The sequence below is a fragment of the Pseudonocardia sp. genome, from assembly GCF_035305885.1.
In the GTDB taxonomy this organism is placed as follows: domain Bacteria; phylum Actinomycetota; class Actinomycetes; order Mycobacteriales; family Pseudonocardiaceae; genus Pseudonocardia.
On sequence record NZ_DATGOP010000053.1, the window covers coordinates 20,603 to 35,816 of the forward strand.

General features: G+C 75.5%; 15 protein-coding genes and 1 pseudogene. 10 read left to right on the plus strand and 6 right to left on the minus strand.

Translation table 11 applies throughout. The annotated features are described in order from the left end of the window. Positions 1-58: 58 nt before the first annotated feature. The 3 genes and pseudogenes from VKZ81_RS35120 (at position 59) to VKZ81_RS10210 (ending at position 2,343) form a co-directional block, all read left to right on the plus strand. Positions 59-951 (plus strand): annotated as a pseudogene (locus VKZ81_RS35120) (imine reductase family protein). Next, complete coding sequence (locus VKZ81_RS10205) at positions 948-1,472, plus strand: pyridoxamine 5'-phosphate oxidase family protein (RefSeq protein ID WP_324241227.1); 525 nt, start codon at positions 948-950, stop codon at positions 1,470-1,472. Before VKZ81_RS35120 ends, VKZ81_RS10205 begins: the two are co-directional and overlap by 4 nt. A 34-nt stretch (positions 1,473-1,506) precedes the next feature. Then, entirely contained in the window at positions 1,507-2,343 is an 837-nt protein-coding gene (locus VKZ81_RS10210) for a fumarylacetoacetate hydrolase family protein (RefSeq protein ID WP_324241228.1), read from the plus strand. A gap of 80 nt (positions 2,344-2,423) precedes the next feature. Here the strand turns inward: VKZ81_RS10210 and VKZ81_RS10215 are convergent, their stop codons facing one another. Beyond that, a complete protein-coding gene (locus VKZ81_RS10215; RefSeq protein WP_324241229.1) occupies positions 2,424-3,656 on the minus strand; it encodes an FAD-binding protein in 1,233 nt (410 codons plus the stop codon). Positions 3,657-3,729: 73 nt separating this feature from the next. Here VKZ81_RS10215 and ybeY point away from each other — a divergent pair, with 73 nt between their 5' ends. Genes ybeY through era form a run of 5 tightly spaced genes read left to right on the plus strand, consistent with a single transcriptional unit; the run spans position 3,730 to position 8,167 of the window. After that, on the plus strand, positions 3,730-4,266 hold the full coding sequence (ybeY, locus tag VKZ81_RS10220) for an rRNA maturation RNase YbeY (protein WP_324241230.1): 537 nt from the start codon (positions 3,730-3,732) through the stop codon (positions 4,264-4,266). Positions 4,267-4,271: 5 nt separating this feature from the next. Beyond that, the gene (locus tag VKZ81_RS10225) at positions 4,272-5,699 is read left to right on the plus strand and encodes a hemolysin family protein (protein WP_324241231.1); all 1,428 of its coding nucleotides are present in this window, start codon (positions 4,272-4,274) and stop codon (positions 5,697-5,699) included. Further along, on the plus strand, positions 5,683-6,036 hold the full coding sequence (locus tag VKZ81_RS10230; protein WP_324241232.1) for a cytidine deaminase-like protein: 354 nt from the start codon (positions 5,683-5,685) through the stop codon (positions 6,034-6,036). Before VKZ81_RS10225 ends, VKZ81_RS10230 begins: the two co-directional genes overlap by 17 nt. Next, positions 6,033-7,253 (plus strand): L-2-hydroxyglutarate oxidase, encoded by a 1,221-nt coding sequence (lhgO, locus tag VKZ81_RS10235; protein WP_324241233.1) that lies wholly within the window; start codon positions 6,033-6,035, stop codon positions 7,251-7,253. The genes VKZ81_RS10230 and lhgO overlap by 4 nt, the downstream gene beginning before the upstream one ends. Further along, positions 7,253-8,167 carry a GTPase Era gene (gene era / locus VKZ81_RS10240; RefSeq protein WP_324241234.1) on the plus strand — a complete coding sequence of 305 codons (915 nt, stop codon included), beginning with the start codon at positions 7,253-7,255 and terminating at the stop codon, positions 8,165-8,167. The genes lhgO and era overlap by 1 nt, the downstream gene beginning before the upstream one ends. A gap of 13 nt (positions 8,168-8,180) precedes the next feature. On the opposite strand, the gene VKZ81_RS10245 is transcribed toward era, so the two are convergent. Then, complete coding sequence (locus VKZ81_RS10245) at positions 8,181-9,380, minus strand: cytochrome P450 (RefSeq protein WP_324241235.1); 1,200 nt, start codon at positions 9,378-9,380, stop codon at positions 8,181-8,183. Between the two features lie 90 nt (positions 9,381-9,470). On the opposite strand from VKZ81_RS10245, the gene VKZ81_RS10250 reads away from it, so the two are divergent. Beyond that, on the plus strand, positions 9,471-10,538 hold the full coding sequence (locus tag VKZ81_RS10250; protein ID WP_324241236.1) for a TetR/AcrR family transcriptional regulator: 1,068 nt from the start codon (positions 9,471-9,473) through the stop codon (positions 10,536-10,538). A gap of 7 nt (positions 10,539-10,545) precedes the next feature. Here VKZ81_RS10250 and VKZ81_RS10255 read toward each other — a convergent pair whose 3' ends face one another. Beyond that, a complete protein-coding gene (locus tag VKZ81_RS10255) occupies positions 10,546-11,334 on the minus strand; it encodes a HugZ family pyridoxamine 5'-phosphate oxidase (protein WP_324241237.1) in 789 nt (262 codons plus the stop codon). A gap of 83 nt (positions 11,335-11,417) precedes the next feature. Between VKZ81_RS10255 and recO the strand changes: the two genes are divergently transcribed. Beyond that, positions 11,418-12,158: a DNA repair protein RecO gene (gene recO, locus VKZ81_RS10260; RefSeq protein WP_324241238.1), complete on the plus strand. Its 741-nt coding sequence runs from the start codon at positions 11,418-11,420 to the stop codon at positions 12,156-12,158. Here recO and VKZ81_RS10265 read toward each other — a convergent pair. The 3 genes from VKZ81_RS10265 to VKZ81_RS10275 all read right to left on the minus strand — a co-directional run bounded on the left by VKZ81_RS10265 (position 12,148) and on the right by VKZ81_RS10275 (position 15,212). Continuing rightward, entirely contained in the window at positions 12,148-13,383 is a 1,236-nt protein-coding gene (locus VKZ81_RS10265) for an FAD-dependent oxidoreductase (protein WP_324241239.1), read from the minus strand. The two genes, recO and VKZ81_RS10265, sit on opposite strands and share 11 nt — an antisense overlap. Positions 13,384-13,449: 66 nt before the next feature. Further along, positions 13,450-14,094, minus strand: coding sequence for a response regulator transcription factor (locus tag VKZ81_RS10270; protein WP_324241240.1), 645 nt, complete (start codon positions 14,092-14,094; stop codon positions 13,450-13,452). Next, positions 14,085-15,212, minus strand: coding sequence for a sensor histidine kinase (locus VKZ81_RS10275; RefSeq protein WP_324241241.1), 1,128 nt, complete (start codon positions 15,210-15,212; stop codon positions 14,085-14,087). Before VKZ81_RS10275 ends, VKZ81_RS10270 begins: the two co-directional genes overlap by 10 nt. Positions 15,213-15,214: the final 2 nt, after the last annotated feature.

Here is a 15,214-nt window from a genome sequence, read left to right on the forward strand (position 1 = left end):
ACATCGGATCGGGCGTCTCGCACATCACACGTCCAGCGCAGCGCGGTTCGCTGGGGCCATGTCCACACCGTCATCGCCCCTCCCGGTGGCCGTGCTCGGCGTCGGGAGCCTGGGCTCCGCGCTCGCCCGCGCCCTGCTGGCGGCGGGCCACCCCACGGCCGTCTGGAACCGGACGCCCGCCCGCACCGAGCCCCTCGTCGGCGCGGGCGCTGCGGCCGCGCCGTCGCCACGGGAGGTGATCCGCGCCGCCGAGGTCGTCGTCGTGGCCGTCGCCGACGAGGCCGCGGTGCGCGCCGTCCTGGAGCCGGTCGCGAGCGCGCTCACCGGTCGGGTGGTCGTCGCCCTCACCTCCGGCACCCCCGAGCAGGCGCGGGACCTGGCCGCGTGGGTCGAACGGCACGGCGCGCGGCACCTCGACGGCGCTGCGATGAGCGGCGTGCGGCTGGTGGGCGACCCGGAGGCGCTCTTCCTCTACGCCGGCCGCGCGGACGCCTTCGCCGCGGCCGAGCCGGCGCTGCGGGCCCTCGGCGGCGCCACCTACCTCGGGCCCGACCCCGGGGTCGCGTCGCTCTACGACACCGCGCTCCTCGGCGTGAACACGAGCGTCCTCGCCGGGTTCTCCCACGGGCTCGCCCTCGTCGGGTCCGCGGGGGTGGCCCGCCCGACTTCGCGGCCGTCGCCACCGGCTACCTGCCGTTCGCGCTCGGGCTGCTGCGCGGCCACGCGGCCCAGGTCGAGCAGCGCCGGTACCCGCCCGACGAGGGCACGCTCGAGGTGCTCGCCGCGGCGCTGGAACACCTCGTCGCCACGAGCTCGCGGGCGGGCGTCCGCACCGACGTCCCGGACGCGCTGCGGGCGCTGGTGGGGCGCGGCGTCGACGAGGGGTACGGGCAGGCCGGCGTGGCCGGCCTCGCCGAGGTGCTCGCGGCCGGGGCGAGGATGGCCCGGTGAGCGCGAAGCGGGTGGCCGAGTTCGCCGCCCTGCGCGCGGACGTCGCAGCGGCGATGCGCATCGGCCACGCCACGACGACCACGGTGGACCGGTACGGCAGGCCCCGGTCCCGGGTGCTGATCGCGGTGTGGGAGCTCGACGGCGAGCGGCCGGTCGGGTGGCTCGCCACGTTCCGCACGCCCGTGAAAGTGGCGCACATCGCGCACAACCCGCACGTCGCGATGTCCTACCGGGGTCCGACCCGGGACACGGTCACGCTCGACACCGTGGCCGCGTGGGTGGACGACCCGGCGGTGAAGGCCGGGGTGGGGGAGCTTCACCGCCGCGGCAGCCCGGCGGGCGTCGGCTACCACCCGCGCGCCCGTTCTGGCCCGCAGGCCCGGGCGGGCTGGACTCCCACGTGCTGCGGCTCGACCCGTGGCGGGTCCGGGTGCTGCGCGGCCGCGACCTCGCCGCCGGGGTGCCCGCCCGGATCTGGCGGGCCGAGCCCGGGGCTGCGGCCGGCTGAACGCCGTCCGTAGGCTGCGGCGGGACCCCGCGAAGGAGAGGAGCCGCATGCGCCTGGCCAGCATCCGCGTCGACGGGACCGAGGTGGCCGCCGTCGTCGACCCCGCCCGCGGGGTCGCCCGCGTCGCCGACCTGCTGCCGGGGTTCACCGGGGACATCCGCACCCTCCTCGTCGAGGACCGGCTCGCCGACCTGGGGAAGGCCGTCGAGTCCGCGGCCGGCGCGCTGTTCGTCCCCGAGACCTCGGTGAGCTTCGGCGCCCCGTACCGCCACCCGCGGCTGATCTGGGGCATCGGGCTGAACTACGTCGACCACGCCGCCGACCTGTCCGAGCAGGTGCCCGAGGAGCCCGCCTCGTTCATCAAGGGCGACCACACCGTGATCGGGCCCGGCGAGGAGATCCCGATCCCGCCGCAGAGCTCCCGCACCACGGCCGAGGCCGAGCTGGCCCTGGTGATCGGGCGCTACTGCCGCAACGTGAGCGAGGCGGAGGCGCTCGACCACGTCTTCGGCGTCACCACCGCGCTCGACCAGACCGCCGAGGACATCCTCGAGCGCAACCCGCGGTTCCTCACCCGGTCGAAGAACTTCCCGGGCTTCTTCTCGTTCGGTCCGCAGATCGTGCCGCTCGCCGAGATCCCCGACCTGTCCGCCGTCGAGGTGAGCACCGTGCTGGACGGCAGGGTGCACCGCACCAACACCGTCTCGCGGATGCGCTACTCGCCGCAGTTCCTGGTGAGCTTCCACAGCGCGGTGATGCCGCTGTACCCCGGGGACATCATCTCCACCGGCACCCCGGGCGCGGTGCACATCACGCCCGGCACGGTCGCGGAGTGCCGGATCCCGGGCGTCGGGGTGCTGACCAACCCGGTCGTCCAGGGCTAGCCGTTCCGACCAACGGCGCGTTCGCCGGACAGGTTCCGACGAACGCGCCGTTCGTCGGGACCTGGGGGTGGGCGCGGGGCTCAGCGGGGCAGGTAGGTCTCCAGCATCGCGTTGCGGAACTTGCCGTCCGGGTCGTGCTTCAGCGTGAGCGCGGCGAACTCCGGCAGGTGCGGCCAGAGCGACGCCACCGCGGCCGGGGCGGTGCCGAACACCTTCCCCCAGTGCGGCCGGGTGCCGAACGGCTCCAGCGCCGACTCCAGCGCGGCCACCGCGGGCAGCACGGCCCGGGTGTCGGGCACCCAGGTGAAGTGCAGCGCGGCGGTGTCGCGGCCCTGGGCGGGCGAGAGCCACAGGTCGTCGGCGGCCACCGTGCGGATCTCGGAGACCTGCAGCACCGGCCGCAGCCGGTCGCGGACCTGGTCGACCGCGCGCAGGGCGTCCGGCAGCGCCGCGCGCGGCACGAAGTACTCCGACTGGAGCTCGTCGCCGCTGCTCGGGGTGAACTCGAGCCGGAAGTGCGGCAGGCGGGTGTGCCACGGCCCCGGCTCGCCGAGCTGCGGCGTGCAGTGCTGCGGGTCGACGCCGGGCACCATGTGCACCTGCGCCTCGGCGCGGGTCGCGCCGAGCCAGCGCGCCGGCGGCTCGGGGTCGGTGTCGAGCTGCTTGAGCCAGACCTGCTCGAAGCCCGCGCCGGCCCAGTGGGTGAACAGGCTGACGCTGTACCCCCCGGCGAGCGCCTCCTCGGCGGCCTCGAGCGGGAGCCCCTCGTAGATCCACTGGCGGATGCCGAACGACGGCCGCAGGTCCAGCGTGAGCGCGGTGACGATGCCGAGCGCGCCCAGCGCGACCACCGAGCCGGGGAACTCCGGGTCGCCGCGGCGGACGGTGCGCAGCTCGCCGTCGGCGCCGACGATCTCGACGGCGGAGACGGCCGTGGCGAGGATGCCGTTGCCGTTCCCGGACCCGTGGGTGCCGGTGGCGCAGGCGCCCGCGGCGACGATGTGGGGCAGCGACCCCAGGTTGGGCAGCGCGAAGCCGGCCTCGTGCAGGCGCCCGGTGAACTCGCCGTAGCGCAGGCCGGCCGAGACGCGCGCGGTGGCCGCGGACTCGTCGATCTCGACGACCGGGGGGAGCCCGGCGAGCGTGACGTGTACGCCGTCGGTGTCGGCGATCCGGCTGAACGAGTGGCCCGAGCCCAGCGCCCGGATCCGGTCGCTGCGGGCGACGAGCTCCTGCAGCTCGTCCACCGAGGTCGGGCGGTGCACCTCCCGCGAGGAGAAGACGACGTTGCCTGCCCAGTTCGCGGTCACCATGGAGGTGAACCTAGCGCGGCGGCGCGACGGTCTAGGCTGGTTGTCCGGTAGGCGAGCAGGAGCAGGGGAAACCGTGTCGATCGAGGTGTGCAACGAGTCGGGGGTCGCCGTCGACGAGGCGCTCCTGGCGTCGGTGGCGCGGTTCTCCCTCGACGCGATGCACGTCAACCCGGCGGCCGAGCTGTCCATCTTGCTCGTGACCGAAGAGGTCATGAGCGAGCTGCACGAGCGCTGGATGGACGAGCCGGGGCCCACCGACGTCCTGTCGTTCCCGATGGACGAGCTGGCGGAGGAGTCGCGCCGCCCCGACGCCCCCGACGTCGGCCCCGCGCTGCTCGGCGACATCGTGCTCTGCCCGGAGTTCGCCAAGGCCCAGGCCCGCAAGGCGGGCCACAGCCTCGCCGACGAGATGCACCTGCTCACCGTGCACGGCGTGCTGCACCTGCTCGGCTACGACCACGCCGAGCCGGACCAGGAGCGGGAGATGTTCGCCCTGCAGGCCAAGCTGCTCTCCGACTGGCGGGCGGCGCGGCGCCAGGCCGCGGCCGAGGCCGCCCGGCACCGCAGCGACTCCGCCGTTCTCGGCACGGCCGGTCTCGAGGACACCTGACCCCGGTGGACGGCACCCTCCCGCTGATCGTCACGGCGGTCCTGCTGGTCCCGCTCGCCGGGCTGTTCGCGGCCGCCGACGCGGCCCTCAACACGGTCTCGCGGGCCCGGGTCGAGGCGCTCGTGCGGGCCGGGCGCCCCGGGGCGCGGGCGCTCGCGGCTGTCGCGGCCGACCGCCCGCGGCACGTCAACCTGCTCCTGCTGCTGCGGCTGGCCGCCGAGACCTCGGCCACCGTGCTGCTCGCGATCGCGCTCATCCAGATCTTCGACCGGGACTGGGCGGGCGGCCTCACCGCCGGCGCGATCATGGTGGTGGTCAGCTACGTCCTCATCGGCGTCGGCCCGCGCACGCTCGGCCGCCAGCACCCCTACCGCATCGGCATGCTCGTCGCGGCGCCGGTCCGGGCGCTGGCCACGCTGCTCGGCCCGCTGACGAACCTGCTCATCCTGGTCGGTAACGCGATCACGCCCGGCCAGGGCTTCCGGCAGGGCCCGTTCTCCTCCGAGGTGGAGCTGCGCGAGCTGGTCGACATGGCCAGCACCAGCGGCGTCGTCGACGAGTCCGAGCGCAAGATGATCCACTCGGTGTTCGAGCTGGGGGACACCATCGCCCGCGAGGTCATGGTGCCCCGCCCGGACGTCGTGTGGACCGAGCGCGGCACCCCCGTCGACAAGGTGCTGCGCCTGGCGCTCAAGAGCGGCTACTCGCGCATCCCCGTGCTCGGCGAGAACATCGACGACATCATCGGGGTCGCCTACCTCAAGGACCTCGTCCGGGCGCAGGCGGAGCGGCCGGACGCGCCGCTCGTGGAGGTCATGCGGCCGCCGGTGCTCGTGCCGGACACCAAGCGGGTCGACGAGCTGCTCAAGGAGATGCAGCGCACCCGCAACCACATGGCCATCGTCGTCGACGAGTACGGCGGCACCGCGGGCGTCGTCACGATCGAGGACATCCTCGAGGAGATCGTCGGCGAGATCACCGACGAGTACGACACCGTGGAGGTGCCCGACGTCCAGGAGCTCGACGGCGGCCGGCTGCGGCTGTCGGCGCGGCTGCCGGTGGAGGACCTCCTGGAGCTGTTCGGCGGCCCCGACGGCCCGCCCGGCCTGGAGGAGGAGCTGGGCGAGGTGCTCGCCGCCGCCGACGTCGACACGGTCGGCGGGCTGCTCGCCCAGCAGCTCGGGCGCGTGCCGCTGCCCGGCGCCGAGACCGAGGTCGCGGGGCTGCGGCTCCTGGCCGAGGGCGGCAAGGACGCGCGCGGGCGGATCCGCATCAACACCGTGTTGGTGGAGCCGGTCGAGCGCCCGGCCCCCGCGCCCGACGGGCCGGCCGCCGACGACGACACCACCCAGGGGGAGCCCGAGAGCGCCCCACCGGGCCCACGCGCCCACCGAAGCGAAGCGGAGGCAAGTGAACATGCAGGACCAGGCTGACCCGGAGGACGCCAAGATCGTGACGCTGGCCAGGTCGGCCCGCGCGCGCACCGGCGCCCCCGAGGGCGCGGCCGTCCGGGATTCGGACGGGCGCACCTACGCCGCGGCCACCGTCGCCCTCCCGTCGCTCGCGCTCACCGCGCTGCAGGCGGCGGTCGCGGCCGCGGTGTCCAGCGGCGCGGCCGGCCTGGAGGCGGCGGCCGTCGTCACCGGGTCGGACTCCGTGGACCCGGCCTCCCTGGCCGCGGTGCGCGACCTCGGCCCCACCGCCCACGTCCTGCGTGCCGACGCGTCCGGCACCGTCATCGAGACCCTTCACCCGGAGACCAGCAAATGAGCACCCCCTCCTTCGACGTCGTCGTGGTCGGCGGCGGCATCGTCGGCCTCGCCACCGCCCACGCCGTGGTCCGCACCGGCCGGTCGGTGGCCGTCGTCGAGCGCGAGCCGCAGCTCGCCCGCCACCAGACCGGCAACAACTCCAACGTCATCCACTCCGGGCTCTACTACGCGCCCGGCGGGTACAAGGCGCGGCTCGCGGTCGCGGGGTGCGCGGAGACCGTGGCGTTCTGCCGCGAGCACGACCTGCCGCACGAGGTCACCGGCAAGCTGGTGGTCGCCACCGAGCCGGAGGAGCTGCCGCGCCTGGCCGAGCTCAAGCGGCGCGGCGACGCCAACGGCGTGGAGAACCACGAGCTGGACCCGGCCGGGATGCGCAAGTACGAGCCGCATGTGCGCGGGCTCGCCGCCCTGTACGTCCCGTCCACCGGGATCACCGACTACAAGGCGATCGCGGAGAAGATCGGCGAGCTCGTCACCAAGGAGGGCGGCGAGATCCACCTCAACCGCCCGGTGCACCAGATCGCGCGCCGCGCCGAGGACGTGGTCGTGCGCACCGAGACCGGCGACCTGCTCGGCAAGCAGGTCGTCGTGTGCGCGGGGCTGCGCTGCGACGAGGTCGCGCGGGCCGCGGGCGTCGACCCGGGCGTGCGGATCATCCCGTTCCGCGGCGAGTACTCCGGTTTCAGCGACCGCGCGGCGGAGCTGGTCAAGGGCCTGATCTACCCGGTGCCGGACCCGGCGTTCCCGTTCTTGGGCGTGCACGCCACCCGCGGCATCGACGGGCACGTGCACGCGGGCCCCAACGCGGTGCTCGCGCTGGCCCGCGAGGGCTACTCCTGGGGCGTGGTCAAGCCCAAGGAGTTCCTGCAGACCATCACCTACCCGGGCATGCTCAAGGTCGCGCAGCGGCACTGGAAGTACGGCTTCGGCGAGATGTACCGGTCGCTGTCGAAGAAGGCGATGGTCAAGCAGATCCAGCGCATGCTGCCCGACGTGCGGGCCGAGGACCTGCACCGAGCGGGCGCGGGCGTGCGCGCGCAGGCGGTCAAGGCCGACGGCACCCTCGTCGACGACTTCCTGTTCGTCGAGCAGGGCAAGGGCCCCGGCTCCGTGCTGCACGTGCTCAACGCGCCGTCGCCCGCGGCCACCGCCGCGCTGCCGATCGGCCGGGAGATCCTCGAGAAGCTCACCGGCGAGAAGCTCGCCCCGCTGTGATGGGCTTCCCCCAGGTCCCCGAGGGCTTCCGCTCCGGGTTCGCCTGCTTCGTCGGCCGGCCGAACGCGGGCAAGTCGACGTTGACCAACGCGCTCGTCGGCCAGAAGGTCGCGATCACGTCGAGCCGCCCGCAGACCACCCGCCACGCGATCCGCGGCATCCTGCACCGCCCGGACGCCCAGCTGGTCGTCGTCGACACGCCCGGCCTGCACAAGCCGCGCACGCTGCTGGGCAGCCGGCTCAACGACGTCGTGCGCGAGACGTGGGCCGAGGTCGACGTCGTCGGCTTCTGCGTGCCCGCCGACCAGCCGGTGGGCCGCGGCGACCGGTTCATCGCGGGCGAGCTGCGCTCGGTGGCGGGCCGCACCCCGGTGCTGGGCATCGTCACGAAGACCGACCTCGCCCGGCCCGAGCAGATCGCCGAGCGGCTCACGCAGCTCGCGGAGCTGATGGACTTCGCCGAGATCGTGCCCTGCTCGGCCGTCGACGGGTTCCAGGTCGACCTGCTCGCCGACCTGCTCGTCGCCCGCCTCCCCGAGGGCCCGCCGCTGTACCCCGACGGCGAGCTCACCGACGAGCCGGAGGAGACGCTCGTCGCGGAGCTGATCCGGGAGGCCGCGCTCGAAGGCGTGCGCGACGAGCTGCCGCACTCCATCGCGGTGGTCATCGAGGAGATGACGCCCCGCGAGGGCCGCGACGACCTGCTGGACGTGCACGCCAGCATCTACGTCGAGCGGCCCAGCCAGAAGGGCATCGTGATCGGCAGGGGTGGGGCCCGGCTGCGGCAGGTCGGCGCGGACGCGCGGCGGCAGATCGAAGCGCTGCTGGGCACGAAGATCTACCTCGACCTGCACGTGAAGATCGCCAAGGACTGGCAGCGCGACCCCAAGCAGCTGCGCAAGCTCGGCTTCTGAGCGCGACCGCCGCTCAGAGCGTCACGGGCAGGGCGGCGAGGCGCCACGTGCCGCCGTCGGGTGCCCGCCGCACCCCGGGAGCGAGCGCGAGGCCGGGCGCGCGACGCAGCAGCGTCGTCAGCGCCACCTCGGTCTCGACCCGCGCGAACGCCGCGCCCAGGCAGAAGTGCGGCCCGTGGGCGAACCCGAGGTGGGCCGCCGCGCCCGCCCGGGTGATGTCGAGCGTGTCCGGGTCGGGGAACACCCGCGGGTCCCGGTTGACGGCCGGGACCACGACGGTGACCAGGTCGCCCCGGGAGACCGGCACGCCGGCCAGCTCGACGTCCCGCACCGCGATCCGGGGGATCGTGAGCAGCTGGGGGCTGCACCAGCGGATCAGCTCGTCGACCGCCCCCGCCGCGAGCGCCGGGTCGGCGCGCAGCGCGGCGAGCTGGGCGGGGTGGGCGAGCAACGCCTCGACCGCGTTGGCGATGAGGTTGGCCGGGGTCTGCCCGGCGAGCACGAGCAGCCACACGAGGGCGACGAGTTCGACGTCGGAGAGGCGGTCGCCGTCCTCGTCGTGGACGCGGACGAGGTCCGACACGACGTCGCCGGGGCCGTCGTCGGCGGGCGCCCGCCTGCGCGCCTCGACCGCCGCCCGCGCGTCCCGGACGATCTCGGGGAACGCCGCGGCGAACCGCCCGCCGTCCCCGGTCGCGAGCGCCGTGCCGTACCGCTGCCACCGGGCGCGGTCGGCGGGCGGGATGCCCACGAGCTGGCAGATCACCGCCATCGGCAGGGGGTGGGCGAGGTGGGGGAGCAGGTCGGCGGGACCGTCCGCGGCGTGCGCGACGAGGTCGTCGACCAGCGCCTGCACGATCGGCTCGATGCGGGGCCGGAACCGCGCGGCCCGCCGCGGCGTGAACGCGGGGGCGACCAGCCTGCGCAGCCGGGTGTGCGCGGGGCCCTCCATCTCCTGGACGGTGCGCAGGTACGGCTGCAGGTCCTCGGCGACGTCCAGCCGGAACGCGTAGCTCGCGGGGCCGAGCGCGAACCGCTCCGGAGCGGACAGCACCGCGCGCGCCTCGGCGTGGCGCAGCACGCCCCACATCGGGGGCATGCCCGGGGCGGCGAGCCGGGCGACCGGCCCGCGCTCGCGCGCCGGGGCGTAGGCGCGGAACGGGTCGTCCAGCACGGCGGGGTCGGTCGGGTCGATCTCGGGCGGTCCTGGCACGCCATCCTCCAGATGTTCAGATCAGATGTTCTCATCATCTGAATGGTGACCGTAGCATCGCGGCGTCGGCGACACCACGGACGGAGACGCATGGCCCGGCTCACCAGGGCGCAGGCTCAGGAACGCACCCGGGAACGGGTGCTGGCGGCGGCCCGCACCGAGTTCCTCGAACGCGGCTTCCGCGACGCCAAGATCGACGTGATCGCCGAGCGCGCGGAGCTGACCAGGGGCGCGGTCTACTCCAACTTCCCCGGCAAGCGCGCGCTCTACCTCGCCGTGCTCGCCGCGGAGGCGGAACGGGCGCCGATCCCGCAGGTGGTTCCCGGCGCCACGGCGCGCGCGGCGCTCGGCGCGTTCGCGCGGGCGTGGGTCGGGCGGCTCCCCCTCGCCTCGGACGACCGGAACGGCACGGTGCCGCTCGATGCCGACCTCGTGCCCGAGGTGCTGGCCGACGAGCGCCTGCGCACCCCGTTCGCCCAGCTCATGGCGCTCGACGCGATCCTGCTCGGGCTCGCGCTGGAACGGCTGCACGGGCCGGGTCGCCGGGTGCGCGCGGCCGAGGTCGCGCTCACCACGCTGCACGGCGCGGCCCAGCTGGCCGCCGCCGCGCCGGGGTTCGCCGACCCGTTCGACGTCGTGCGTGCCTGCGAAGGGCTCGCCGACCTCGAGCTCGGCAGCGGTCGCGGCGACGAGTGGGCCCCGCCGCACCTGCCGTACGCGCCGCAGGCCCGCCCCACCGACCGGCCGTGGGAGCCGCCCGCCGCCGTGGACGCCGTGCGCGGGGCGCCCGCGGACCTCGCCTCGGACGGCGTCGTCGCCGTGCTCGGGCTGCACCGGCTCGTGGCCGTCGAGGAGGCGGTGCGCGCGGCGCCGCCCGGGTCGGTGGTCACCGCGGTGCTGGTGTCCGGCGAGCCCGGCGAGCTCGGCTCCCTCGCGCGGCTCGTGGTGGCCGACGTGTGCCGCTGCATCCGGCAGGCGTTCCCCGAGTCGGCGTGGCCCCATCTGCAGGTCGTGCACGACGACGCGGGTGCGGTCGCGGCCGCAGCGGGCGAACGGGTCGTCAGCGATGCCACGGAGGTGGCGGTGCGCGTCGCGGGCGGGCGGATCGTGGCCCACGCCGAGGGGCGGGGCGCCTGCCACGCCGCCGCGACGGCCTGAGGCTCGCTCAGGCCGCGCGGGCCCGCCGCACCAGCTCGATCATCGCCTTCCGGACGGCGTCGGGGGTGTCCGTGCGCTCCTCGAACGCCAGCCGCACCGCCGTCTCCGGCCCGCCCGGCTCGTCGGCGGCGAGCACGGAGAACCCGTACCGGTCGACCCCCACCATCCGCGCCACCGCCGTGTCCGGCCGACCGCCGAAGCGGCGGCAGAACAGCACGAGCGCGTCGGCGTGGTCGTCGTTCATGTGCGCGATGATCCGCTCGGCGTGCGGGCGCAGCGGGTCCGGCTCGGCCTCGGTGTAGGCGGCGGCGTCCACCCAGCTCATCCGGCCGAACCCGCCGACGTACCGGACGGACTCGACCTCCATCCGGTACAGCCGGAAGTCGCCGAACCCGGCGTAGAACGCGTCCGGCTGGGCCGCCCGGTAGACCTCGAGGGCGGTGTCGCGCTCGTCGCCCGCGAGCTCGGCGACCCGACCGATCACCGTGACCCGCCCCAGCGCGAGCGAGCCCTCGGTGACCATCAGCGACGCCCGGGGGTCGCCCGCCAGGTTGCGGCTGTGCTCGGCGAGGTCGCTGAGCAGCAGCAGCGGCCGCCCGCGCCCGTCGACGGCGTGCGCGACCAGCGAGCCGAACGGGAAGCCGCCCTCGCCGATCGTGGCGAGCGCGCCGGTGCGGGCGGCGGCGATCAGCGTGCGCGAGCGCTCGGCGTCGCTCGGCTCGCCGCGAACGCCGGGGGTGGCCGCGAGGGTGCGCTCGGCCTCGGCGCGCTGGTGCTCGGGCACGACGTGGGTCACCGGGCCTCCTCGAGATCTTCTCAGGGGACCTCACCCGGTGTGGGGACCGGGTGTCAAGCGCGGGTCGGTCGTAGGCTTGGCCGGTGACCCTGTGGCGTGACACCGGCCTCGTGCTGCGGGTGCAGAAGCTCGGCGAGGCGGACCGCATCGTCACGCTGCTCACCCGCAGGCGCGGCAAGGTGCGCGCGGTCGCGAAGGGCGTGCGGCGCACCCGGTCGCGGTGGGGGGCGCGGCTGGAGCCGTTCAACCACGTCGACGTGCAGTGCTACACGGGTCGGTCGCTGGACGTCGTCACCCAGGCCCAGACCGTCGACGCGTTCGGTGCGGGCATCGTCGGCGACTACACCCGCTACACGGCCGGCTGCGCGATGCTCGAGACGGCCGACCGGCTCGTCGCCGAGGAGGGCGAGCCCGCGCTGCGCGTCTACCTGCTGCTGGTCGGGGCCGTGCGCGCGCTGGCCGGGCAGGAGCGCGACCCGTCGCTCGTGCTCGACGCGTTCCTGCTGCGCGCGATGACCCACGCCGGGTGGGCGCCCGCGATCACCGAGTGCGCTCGCTGCGCCGAGCCCGGCCCGCACGCCGCGTTCAACATCGCCGCCGGGGGAGCGGTGTGCGCGCGCTGCCGCCCGCCCGGTTCCGTGCGCCCGTCACCCGAGACGTTCCAGCTGCTCGACGCGCTGCTGCACGGCGACTGGGAGACCGCCGACGCGGCCTCGGCCGTCACCCGCCGTGACACGAGCGGCCTCGTCGCCGCGCACCTGCAGTGGCACCTGGAGCGGCAGCTGCGGTCCCTGCCCCTGGTGGAGCGCCGGGTCACGACGTGACCGCCGCGCGGCGGGCGAAACCCGGCGCGTGCTCGGGGCGCGGTCCCACGCCGACGAGGTAGGCGGGCACGAACGACGCCGCGGGGATCGTCCGCATCAGGGCGACGACCGGCTTCGGCGGGGTGCGCCGCCGCCCGTCGATGATCGGCTTCATGACGACGCGGTGCAGGATCCGCTGCAGCGTCTGCACGGCGACCGTCGGCAGCAGCCTGCGCCTGCGGACCTTGGCCAGGACCTCCGGGGTGACCTGGCCCCGGCGCAGCGGTTCGGCGAGCAGCGTGGCCGCGGCGACGGCGTCCTGCACCGCGAGGTTGATCCCGACCCCGCCGATCGGCGACATCGCGTGCGCGGCGTCGCCGATGCACAGCAGGCCGTCGACGTGCCAGCGGTCGAGCCGGTTGAGCCGGACGTCCAGGTGCTTGACCTCGTCCATGGAGGCCAGCGCGTCCACCCGGTCGGCCAACCACGGCACGCACTCGGCGATCTCCCGGCGGAACCACTCGACGCCCCTCGCCCGGATCCGGGCGTCGCCGCCCTTCGCGGCGAGGTAGGCGACCTGCAGGAAGCCCTCGCGGGGGATCACCAGCACGAACCGCCGGTCGGTCATCACCGGCGTCAGCGCGGGCGGGTCCTCGGGGCCGCGCGGCAGCCGGAACCACCAGGTGTCGATCGGCACCGGGAACTCCTTCGGGCGCAGGCCGACCTGTTCCCGCGCGATCGACCAGCGGCCGTCCGCGGCCACCGTGAGGTCGGCGCGCAGCTCGTGCCGCTCGCCGTCCGTGGTGCGGTAGCGCGCGCCGCGCACGCGCCCGTCCTCCCGGACCAGCTCCGTGACCTCGGCGTTCATCCGCAGCGTGAAGGTCGGCTCGTCCGCACCCGCCTCGGCGAGGAGGTTGAGCAGGTCCCACTGCGGCACCATCGCGATGTACGGATGAGCGACCCGCAGCCTGCGCAGGTCGCCGACGACGACGCGGGACCCGTCGGGGAACGGGAAGGCGATCTCGTCGAGCCGGCTCTGCGGGAGCGCGGCGAAGCGGGCGCCCAGGCCGAGCTCGTCGAGCAGCCGCTGCGTGGACGGGTGCACGGTGTCGCCGCGGAAGTCACGCAGGAAGTCGCCGTGCTTCTCCAGCACGGTGACCTCGACGCCCGCCCTGGCGAGCAGGAGACCCAGCACCATTCCGGCCGGGCCACCACCGACGACGGCGCAGGTCGTGCGCTCGATCATCGTCCCCCCCCTTTTTCATCGTTTGATGAAAAAGACGCTACTCCTCGGGCACGGGCGCGTCCAGGTTCAGGACCCGAGGTAGCGCAGCACCGCCAGCACGCGCCTGCTGTAGCCCGCGGTCTCCGGGATGCCGAGCTTCGCGAAGATCGCCGCGACGTGCTTCTCGACGGCGCTCACCGACATCCGCAGCCGCTCGGCGGTGCCCGCGTTGGTGAGGCCCTCGGCCATCGCGTCGAGCACGTCGCGCTCCCGCGGCGTGAGCCGGGCGAGCGGGTCGGCGCGCCGTCCGGCGGCGAGCAGCTGCCGCACCACCTCCGGGTCGAACGCGGCTCCGCCCGCCCCGACCCGCTCGAGGGCGTCGAGGAACTCGCCGACCTGCGCCACCCGGTCCTTGAGCAGGTAGCCGACCCGGCCGCCGTCGTCGCCGATCAGCTGCGCGGTGTGCCTGCGCTCGACGTACTGCGACAGCACCAGCACCCCGACCGACGGCCACCGCCGCCTGATCTCCAGCGCCGCGACCACGCCCTCGTCGCTGTGGGTGGGAGGCATGCGCACGTCGACCACGACCACGTCGGGCTGGTCCCGCTCGACGGCCCCGAGCAGCGCGCGGGCGTCGCCGACCGCGGCCACCACCTCGTGGCCCTCGTCCTCGAGCAGGCGGACGAGCCCCTCGCGCAGCAGGGCGGAGTCCTCCGCGATCGTCACCCGCACGGCAGCTCCGCCGTCACCACGGTCGGGCCGCCGGGCGGGCTCGTCACCGTGAACGCGCCGTCCGCGGCGGCGACGCGGCGGGCGAGCCCCGACAGTCCGCCGCCCGCCGGGTCGGCGCCGCCGCGCCCGCCGTCGCGGACCGTGGCGCGCAGCACCCCGTCCTCCACCGTCACCTTCACGTCGACGCCCGGGGCGCCGGAGTGCTTCGCCGCGTTCGTCACGGCCTCGCTGATCACGAACCAGGCCGCGGCGCGCACGGTGGCGGGCGGTTCGGCGGGCAGGTCGCATCGGATGCGGACCGGCAGCGGCGCCCGCTCGGCCACCGAGGCGAGCGCGGCCGCGAGCCCCTCGGTGTCCAGCGCGGCCGGGTAGACGCGCCACGACACGTCGCGCAGCTCCGCGAGCGCCCGCTGCGCCTCGTCGTGGGCCTGCGCGACGAACTCGTCCGCGCGGTCGGGGTGGCGGCGGGCCCTGCCCAGCAGCATGCCGAGGGCGACGAGGCGCTGCTGCACGCCGTCGTGCAGGTCGCGCTCGATGCGGCGCCGCTCGTCGTCGATGGCCGCGACGACCGCGGCCCGCGTGCGCGACAGCTCCTCGACCCGCCGGGTGAGCTCCGCGCGCGACGGGGCGAGCAGCCGGGCGAGCAGGGTGCGCTCCCCGCGGGCCACGCCCGCCGCCCCGGCGAGCGCGAGGTAGAGCAGCACGGCGCCGGGGAGCGCGTAGAAGGCGACCAGCCGGGAGGTGGCGACGACGCCCGCCTCGCGCTCCAGGAGCCACGGCGTCTGCGTGATCCACGAGTGCAGGAGCGTCGCGGCGAAGACCAGGCCGGCGCCGAGCAGCGCGAGCACCGCGCCGCCCAGCAGCCCGACCGGGAGCCGCGCGCCCAGGTAGCGCAGCGCGCGCCCCGGCGCCGGGTCGGCGCCCGCGTCCGCCCCGCCGAGCAGGAGCGCGACCCGGCGACGCTCCAGCGCCGCGAGCCGGAGGGCCACCGCCTCCGCCCGCGCCCGCAGCGCGGGCACCAGCAGCGCCGCGGCGAGGGGGAGCGCCAGCAGCAGGTGGCCTGCGGCGGAGCAGGCGCCGAGGGCGACGCCGGCCCCGGTGCGCGGCCAGGTGCGCACGG

Excerpts from the sequence above, each read along its gene's own strand:
- VKZ81_RS10210 (WP_324241228.1), top strand. The coding sequence starts at position 1,507 with ATGCGCCTGGCCAGCATCCGCGTCGACGGGACCGAGGTGGCCGCCGTC.
- VKZ81_RS10215 (WP_324241229.1), bottom strand. The coding sequence starts at position 3,656 with ATGGTGACCGCGAACTGGGCAGGCAACGTCGTCTTCTCCTCGCGGGAG.
- VKZ81_RS10230 (WP_324241232.1), top strand. The coding sequence starts at position 5,683 with ATGCAGGACCAGGCTGACCCGGAGGACGCCAAGATCGTGACGCTGGCC.
- lhgO (WP_324241233.1), top strand. The coding sequence starts at position 6,033 with ATGAGCACCCCCTCCTTCGACGTCGTCGTGGTCGGCGGCGGCATCGTC.
- era (WP_324241234.1), top strand. The coding sequence starts at position 7,253 with ATGGGCTTCCCCCAGGTCCCCGAGGGCTTCCGCTCCGGGTTCGCCTGC.
- VKZ81_RS10250 (WP_324241236.1), top strand. The coding sequence starts at position 9,471 with ATGGCCCGGCTCACCAGGGCGCAGGCTCAGGAACGCACCCGGGAACGG.
- VKZ81_RS10265 (WP_324241239.1), bottom strand. The coding sequence starts at position 13,383 with ATGATCGAGCGCACGACCTGCGCCGTCGTCGGTGGTGGCCCGGCCGGA.